This window comes from Isoptericola sp. NPDC060257, assembly GCF_042726645.1.
GTDB classification, from domain to species: Bacteria; Actinomycetota; Actinomycetes; order Actinomycetales; family Cellulomonadaceae; genus Isoptericola; species Isoptericola nanjingensis.
This window is the reverse complement of sequence record NZ_JBHXAW010000287.1, coordinates 1-5,601: the sequence shown is the minus strand read 5'-3', so window position 1 is coordinate 5,601 and position 5,601 is coordinate 1. Positions and strand designations below refer to the sequence as shown.

Below are 5,601 nucleotides of genomic sequence, written 5' to 3'. Positions count from 1 at the left end.
CGTCGGACATGGTCTTCGACGTGCCGTTCCTCGTGTCGTACATCAGCAAGGCGATGACCCTGCTGCCCGGCGACGTCATCCTCACCGGCACGCCGGCGGGGGTGGGCCGCATCGACCACGGCGACCGGGTGGAGTGCGAGGTCGAGGGGATCGGCGTCCTCGCCAACCCCGTGTTCCGGCGTGACTGAGACGCCCCTGCGGGACGACGCGCGGTCGGTGCTGCGGCGGATGCCCGCCGCCGACGACGGGCAGCGGGCGCTGCGCGACCGGTTCGTGGCGCACCTGGACGCACACCCCGACGGCGTGCTGCGCACGTGCCGCCCGGACCACGTCACCGCGTCCACGGTGGTGCTGTCGGGCGACGCCTCGCGCGTGCTGCTGACGCTGCACGCCAAGGCGGGCCGCTGGTTCCAGCTCGGCGGGCACGCCGAGCCCGGCGACGGCACGTTGCTCGCCGCCGCCCGTCGGGAGGCCGTCGAGGAGTCCGGGCTGGACGTCGTGCTGGACCCCGTGCCCGTGCACCTGGACGAGCACGCCGTGCCGTTCTGCGGGCCCGACGGCGAGGCGCACCACCTCGACGTGCGCTTCGTCGCCGTCGCGCCCGACGGCGCCCGCCACACCGTGAGCGACGAGTCGCTCGACGTGCGGTGGTGGCCCGTCGACGACCTGCCGAACCCGGACCTCGCCGTGCTCGTGGCGCTCGCCGTCGCGCGCGTGCGCGCGGGTCAGGACGCCGTCCTCGGCTCGCGGTAGCGGTCCTCGTCGATGCCGGCCAGGCGGGAGGGGTGCACCTGCCCGCCGAGGCCGTAGAACCGCTGGAAGCTCAGGACCAGCGGCCGCCACAGGTCGGGGTCGATCCGGTCGGGGTGGCCCACCAGCCGGATCGCCGGGTCGACCCACACCCGCGTCACGTGCGCCTCGACGGCGAGCTGCCGCGCGGCCTCCGGGTCGTCGCCGGGGCGTGAGCCGAGCGGCCGGACCTCCCGGACCACGGCCTCCAGGTGCACCAGGCACTCGGCCACGCGCTGCGGGCGCACGGTCGCCGAGCTGAGCGGCGTCAGCCCCGCGGCGGCGAACTTGTCCGGCACGTGCACGTAGCCCGCGCGGGTCTTCCACGGCGAGACGTCGGGTCGGCCCGTCGTGAGGGCCAGACGGTCCACGTGAGCCACGTTGGACGGCGACGCGAGGTTCATCACGAGCTCCGGGCGCCGTCTCAGGTTCGCCGCGGTCTGGCTGCGGGCGCCGATGCCCAGCACGGCGCTGCGCCCCAGCCAGAACACGGACGACATGGGCATGAGGTTCGTCGTCCCGTCCTCGTTGGCGGAGCTGAGCAGCACCACGGGCGTGCCGAAGTACAGGATCGCGGGGTCCACCGTGACGTGCTGGCCGGTGTGCTCACGGACGGACGGGGTCGTGGTCATGCCTCGACGCTAGGGCGGGCGGCGCAGGAGGTTCGGCGGGAATCGGACGCGGCGTCCGAGGCCCGGGAAGGTCGGCACCCGCCGGCGCCCGCTCGCGGCCAACTACGCTTGTCCCGTGATCCCCGCAGCAGGCTCCTCCACCGTCCGTGTCCGCTTCGCCCCGTCCCCGACGGGCATGTTCCACGTGGGCGGCGCCCGCTCGGCGCTGTTCAACTGGGCGGTCGCCAAGCAGCAGGGCGGTACGTTCGTGCTGCGCGTCGAGGACACCGACGCCGCGCGCAACAAGCCCGAGTGGGTGGACGGCATCCTGAACGCGCTCGCGGCGCTCGGCATGCACGCCGAGGACCCGACGTTCGAGGGCCCGTACTTCCAGTCGCAGAACGTCGAGAAGCACCGCGAGGCGTCGGCCCGCCTGTACGAGGCCGGCCGTGCGTACTACTGCGACTGCACGCGCGACGACGTCGCCGCCCGCACCGGCAACGCGCACTCCGGCTACGACGGCTTCTGCCGCGACCGCGGCCTCACCTACGAGCCGGGCCGGGCGCTGCGCTTCCGCACCCCCGACGACGGCGAGACCCAGGTCGTCGACCTCATCCGCGGCAACCCGACCTTTCCGAACTCCGCGATGGAGGACTTCGTCGTCGCGCGCGGGGACGGCTCGCCCGTCTTCCTGCTCGCCAACGTCGTCGACGACCTCGACGAGGGCATCACGCACGTCATCCGCGGCGAGGAGCACCTGCCGAACACGCCCAAGCAGCAGCTGCTGTGGGAGGCGCTCGGCGCGCAGCCGCCCACGTGGGCGCACCTGCCGGTGATCGTCAACGAGAAGCGCCAGAAGCTCTCCAAGCGCCGCGACAAGGTCGCGCTCGAGGACTACCTCGCCGAGGGCTACCTGCCCGACGCGATGGTCAACTACCTCATGCTGCTCGGCTGGGCGCCCGGCAACGACGAGGAGATCCTGCCCTTCGACGAGCTGATCGAGCGGTTCCGCATCGAGGACGTCAACAGCGCGTCCGCGTTCTTCGACGTCAAGAAGCTGCTGTCGTTCAACGGCGAGTACATCCGGAAGCTATCGGTCGAGGACTTCGTCGCCGCCGTCGACCCGTGGCTGCACGCCCCGAAGGCGCCGTGGACCGAGGAGCAGTACGACGCCGCCGCGTTCGCGAAGGTCGCGCCGCTCGCCCAGTCCCGCGTGGCCCTGCTGGCTGACATCACCGACAACGTGGACTTCCTCTTCCTCGACGAGCCGGTCGACGACGAGCGCTCGTGGGCCAAGGCGATGAAGGAGGGCGCCGCCGAGCTGCTCGCCGACGCCCGCGCGGCGCTCGCGGACCTCGCGACGTGGGAGGCGGAGCCGCTCAAGGACCTCGTCACGGCGGTGGGGGAGAAGCACGGGCTCAAGCTCGGCAAGGCGCAGGCGCCCGTGCGGGTGGCCGTCACGGGCCGCACGATCGGCCTGCCGCTCTTCGAGTCGCTCGAGGTGCTCGGCCGCGAGCGGACCCTCGCCCGCGTCGACGCCGCGCTGGCGAAGCTGTGAGGGTCGACGGCGTCCTGCTCGACGTCGACGACACGCTCGTCGACACCAAGGGCGGGTTCGCCAAGGCCCTCACCGCCGTCGCCGTCGAGTACCTGCCGCACGTGCCGGCGGACCGCTACCCCGAGCTGCTCGCGCACTGGCGCACCGACCCGGGCGGCTACTACAAGCGCTTCACGCGCGGCGAGACCGACGCACTCACCCAGCGCCGGCTGCGCGCCGACCTCCTGCACCGCACGTTCGGCGGGGAGCCGGTCACCGAGGACTCCTTCGCCGACTGGGACGCCCTGTTCTGGGGCACGTTCGAGCGGTCGTGGGCGCCGTTCGACGACTCCGTGGCCGCCCTCGCCGCGCTGCATGCCGCCGGCGTCCGGATCGGCGTCGTGACGAACGCGTACGTCGAGCTGCAGGAGCGCAAGCTGCGCGCTGCCGGCCTCGACGGCGTCCCCGTGCTCGTGGGCGTGGACACGCTCGGCTACGGAAAGCCGCACCCTGACGTCTTCGTCGAGGGCGCCCGCCGCCTCGGCACCGACGTCGCGCGCACCGCGTACGTCGGCGACGAGCCCACGACGGACGCCCGTGCCGCCCACGAGGCCGGCCTCGTCGGCGTCTGGCTGGACCGGCCCGGCGCCCGCCGCGACGACGAGCACCACGTGGACGCCGACGCCCTGCGCGCCGACGGCATCGTCGTGCTGCCCGGGCTCGCCGGGCTGCCCGCCGCCCTCGGCCTCTGACAACTCGCTCAGGGGGCGAGGAGGAGAACGGCGGCCAGCGCCAGTCCGGTCACGACGACGGTGCCCAGGGCGCCGAGCAGCAGCGGACGGCGGGCGGTGCGCGCCAGGCGCGGGACGTCGACGCCGGTGCCGAGCGCGAACATCGCGGCGACGAACAGGATCGTCGTGAGCTGCTGGGCGGTGTCGGCGACGACGTCGGGCAGCAGTCCCGTGCTGCGGACCAGCGCCGCGGCGAGGAAGCCCAGCACGAAGCCGGGGACGAGCGGGGCGCGTCGGCCGCGTGCCGCCGTGCCGCCCTCCGGGGGCTCGGGCGCGACGTCGTCCCCGGGCGCCGCGGTGAGCGCCGCGCGCCGCGAGAGCAGCGCGCCGGCGCCGGCGACCAGGGGCGCGAGCAGCACGACGCGGGCCAGCTTGGTGACGGTCGCGGTCGCCAGGGCGGCGGCCGAGACGGTGCCGGCGGCGGCGACCATCTGGGCGACCTCCTGCACGCTCGCGCCGATCCAGAGTCCCGCCTGGTGGTCGTCGAGCCCGATCGCCCCCGCGATAGCGGGCAGGACGAAGATCGCGACCGTCCCGTAGACGGTGACGAGGGCGAGCGCGGCGGCGACGTCGTCGCGCAGCCGGGCAGTGCCCGCACCGCCGGCAGGTTCCGCGCGCGGGTCGCGCTCGAGCACGCTCGTCATCGCGGACACCGCCGCGGCGCCGCAGATCGAGAACCCGGTGGCGACGAGCAGCGACGTCGAGCGGGGCACCCGCAGCAGCCGGCCGAGGCCGAGGATCGCCGCGAACGTCCCCGTCACGGTGATCACCACGACGGCGATCCCGCGCCAGCCGAGGGCGAGGACGTCGGGGATCGAGAGCTGCAGGCCGAGCAGCACCACGCCGGCGCGCAGCACCGTGCGCGCCGTCCAGTCGGTGCCCGGCCCGACCCGCTCCGCGAACCGCGCGGCGCGGGCGCCCCGCGGCACGCACCGCCCCAGCGCGGAGCCGAGCACGGCGCCGGCCACGAGGGCCAGGACCAGGGGCGACAGCGCACCGTTCGTCAGCGGGGCGACGAGCCGGCTGACGCCGAGCAGGACCACGGTCGCCACGGCGGCCAGCGCGAGGCCCGGACCGAGACGGGAGGCGCCGCGGGGGGTCCGGCGCGTCGGGTCCGTGGACTGGTCCGCGGTCGGGGCCGAGGGCTGAGCTGTGGGCACGTGTCCAGGCTCGCGACCCGCGCGGCGACCCGGAAGCGCCAGGTGCCGATCGATCCATAGACTGACGCTATGGCAGAACGTCCCCCGCTGGCCGCCCTCGAGCTGCTGGTCGCCCTCGACGCCCACGGCTCGATCTCCGCCGCGGCCCGCGCGGCCGGCGTCTCCCAGCCCACCGCGTCCGCGGGCCTGCACCGCCTCGAGCGGCGCCTCGGCCTTGAGCTGCTGTCCCGCGGGCCGCGCGGCACGGCGCTCACCGCCGTCGGGCGCCAGGTGGCGGAGGCGGCGCGCGGCGTCGTGGACGCCACGGACCGGTTCGAGGCCGCGGCCGCCGCCCTCCGCTCCGCGCCCGTCCCCGGGCTGCGCGTGGCCGCGAGCCTCACGATCGCCGAGTACCTGGCACCGCGCTGGCTTGCGGCGTTCGGGCGGGACGAGCGCGGGCGGACCGGAGCGGCGCCCGACGTCGAGCTCGTCGTGCGGAACTCCCGGGAGGTCATGGAGCTCGTGCTCGACGGCGCGGCCGAGCTCGGGTTCGTGGAGAGCCCGACCGTGCGGCGCGGGCTGCGCTCGCGCACCGTGGCCCACGACGAGCTGGTGGCCGTGGGGGGGCCCCCCCCCCCCGGGGGGGGGCGCCGGGGCGGCAGCCCCCCCGGCCGCGCCGCGGGGGGCCCCCGGCGCGGGGCGGATTAAAAAAAGAGGCGGCCGCCGGTAGTAGG

Annotated in this window: 7 protein-coding genes; 5 read left to right on the top strand and 2 right to left on the bottom strand. The window is 75.2% G+C overall.

Annotation, left to right across the window (positions count from 1 at the left end):
- Positions 1 to 188, top strand: a 188-nt coding sequence (locus ACFWEK_RS18225) for a fumarylacetoacetate hydrolase family protein (protein ID WP_430554947.1), incomplete at its 5' end; no start/stop codon positions are given.
- Complete coding sequence (locus ACFWEK_RS18220) at positions 181 to 753, top strand: NUDIX hydrolase (protein ID WP_430554946.1); 573 nt, start codon at positions 181 to 183, stop codon at positions 751 to 753. The genes ACFWEK_RS18225 and ACFWEK_RS18220, both read left to right, overlap by 8 nt.
- Here ACFWEK_RS18220 and ACFWEK_RS18215 read toward each other — a convergent pair.
- On the bottom strand, positions 726 to 1,421 hold the full coding sequence (locus ACFWEK_RS18215; RefSeq protein ID WP_430554945.1) for a flavin reductase family protein: 696 nt from the start codon (positions 1,419 to 1,421) through the stop codon (positions 726 to 728). The two genes, ACFWEK_RS18220 and ACFWEK_RS18215, sit on opposite strands and share 28 nt — an antisense overlap.
- A 115-nt stretch (positions 1,422 to 1,536) precedes the next feature.
- On the opposite strand from ACFWEK_RS18215, the gene gltX reads away from it, so the two are divergent.
- Positions 1,537 to 2,958 (top strand): glutamate--tRNA ligase, encoded by a 1,422-nt coding sequence (gene gltX, locus ACFWEK_RS18210; RefSeq protein ID WP_430554944.1) that lies wholly within the window; start codon positions 1,537 to 1,539, stop codon positions 2,956 to 2,958.
- Positions 2,955 to 3,689 carry an HAD family hydrolase gene (locus ACFWEK_RS18205; protein WP_430545822.1) on the top strand — a complete coding sequence of 245 codons (735 nt, stop codon included), beginning with the start codon at positions 2,955 to 2,957 and terminating at the stop codon, positions 3,687 to 3,689. The genes gltX and ACFWEK_RS18205 overlap by 4 nt, the downstream gene beginning before the upstream one ends.
- 8 nt (positions 3,690 to 3,697) lie before the next feature.
- On the opposite strand, the gene ACFWEK_RS18200 is transcribed toward ACFWEK_RS18205, so the two are convergent.
- Positions 3,698 to 4,888 carry a YeiH family protein gene (locus tag ACFWEK_RS18200; protein ID WP_430554943.1) on the bottom strand — a complete coding sequence of 397 codons (1,191 nt, stop codon included), beginning with the start codon at positions 4,886 to 4,888 and terminating at the stop codon, positions 3,698 to 3,700.
- Positions 4,889 to 4,957: 69 nt separating this feature from the next.
- Here ACFWEK_RS18200 and ACFWEK_RS18195 point away from each other — a divergent pair, with 69 nt between their 5' ends.
- On the top strand, positions 4,958 to 5,575 hold the full coding sequence (locus ACFWEK_RS18195) for a LysR family transcriptional regulator (RefSeq protein WP_430554942.1): 618 nt from the start codon (positions 4,958 to 4,960) through the stop codon (positions 5,573 to 5,575).
- The last annotated feature ends 26 nt before the right edge of the window (positions 5,576 to 5,601 follow it).